This is a genomic window from Serratia sp. 22264, from assembly GCF_052045345.1.
Taxonomy (GTDB): domain Bacteria; phylum Pseudomonadota; class Gammaproteobacteria; order Enterobacterales; family Enterobacteriaceae; genus Serratia; species Serratia plymuthica.
In genome coordinates this window covers 1-1093 of sequence record NZ_JBQEOY010000017.1, presented here as the reverse complement: position 1 = coordinate 1093, position 1093 = coordinate 1, and the positions used below count along the sequence as shown (strand labels likewise).

Annotated in this window: 2 tRNA genes and 2 rRNA genes; all 4 read right to left on the bottom strand. The window is 48.5% G+C overall.

The features are described from left to right. Nucleotides 1-440 (bottom strand): 23S ribosomal RNA (locus ACTJJ1_RS24960); the annotation flags it as partial. 205 nt (nucleotides 441-645) lie between these two features. Then, nucleotides 646-721, bottom strand: a tRNA-Ala gene (locus tag ACTJJ1_RS24955). Nucleotides 722-844: 123 nt separating this feature from the next. After that, a tRNA-Ile gene (locus tag ACTJJ1_RS24950) sits at nucleotides 845-921 on the bottom strand. Nucleotides 922-1024: 103 nt separating this feature from the next. Then, nucleotides 1025-1093, bottom strand: a 16S ribosomal RNA gene (locus tag ACTJJ1_RS24945); the annotation flags it as partial.

Genomic DNA, 1093 nt, shown 5'->3' with positions numbered 1-1093 from the left:
GTCAGGAGTATTTAGCCTTGGAGGATGGTCCCCCCATATTCAGACAGGATGTCACGTGTCCCGCCCTACTCATCGAACTCACAGAATGTGCATTTTAGTGTACGGGACTATCACCCTTTGCTGTGCGACTTTCCAGACGCTTCCACTAACACACAAACTGATTCAGGTTCTGGGCTGTTCCCCGTTCGCTCGCCGCTACTGGGGGAATCTCGGTTGATTTCTTTTCCTCGGGGTACTTAGATGTTTCAGTTCCCCCGGTTCGCCTCATACGACTATGTATTCATCGTATGATAGTGCAACGGATTGCACTGGGTTTCCCCATTCGGGTATCGCCGGTTATAACGGTTCATATCACCTTACCGACGCTTTTCGCAGATTAGCACGCCCTTCATCGCCTCTGACTGCCTAGGCATCCACCGTGTACGCTTAGTCACTTAACCTCACAACCCGAAGGTGTTTCTGTAAACAGAAAACACTGTCGTGCCGTTTATTTGAGAGACTCTATGACAGGTTAATCCTTACCCCAATACATCTACGGAGGGATAAGTTTCAGCTGTCATGTTTCAATTTTCAGCTTGTTCCAGATTGTTAAAGAGCAATATCTTAAACGTGACTCTTGCGAATCAGTTTTAAGATTTTTTGATATGGTGGAGCTAAGCGGGATCGAACCGCTGACCTCCTGCGTGCAAGGCAGGCGCTCTCCCAGCTGAGCTATAGCCCCATATCAGAAAAGCATTTTTACACCCTGTCTACTACCTTCGCCAATTCGCTTCTCGTCAAAGCGAAGTCCTACAACGTTTACTGACGTAAACAGGAGGGGCGACGACGCAGGATAGGAGGGAATTGGTGGGTCTGAGTGGACTTGAACCACCGACCTCACCCTTATCAGGGGTGCGCTCTAACCACCTGAGCTACAGACCCGACAAGGTGCTTTAAGACTTAACCGATAAGATTAAGCCTTATGCTCTCTTTCATTTCATCAGACAATCTGTGTGAGCACGCCACTCGAATCAATATCATTAGGTAAGGAGGTGATCCAACCGCAGGTTCCCCTACGGTTACCTTGTTACGACTTCACCCCAGTCATGAATCA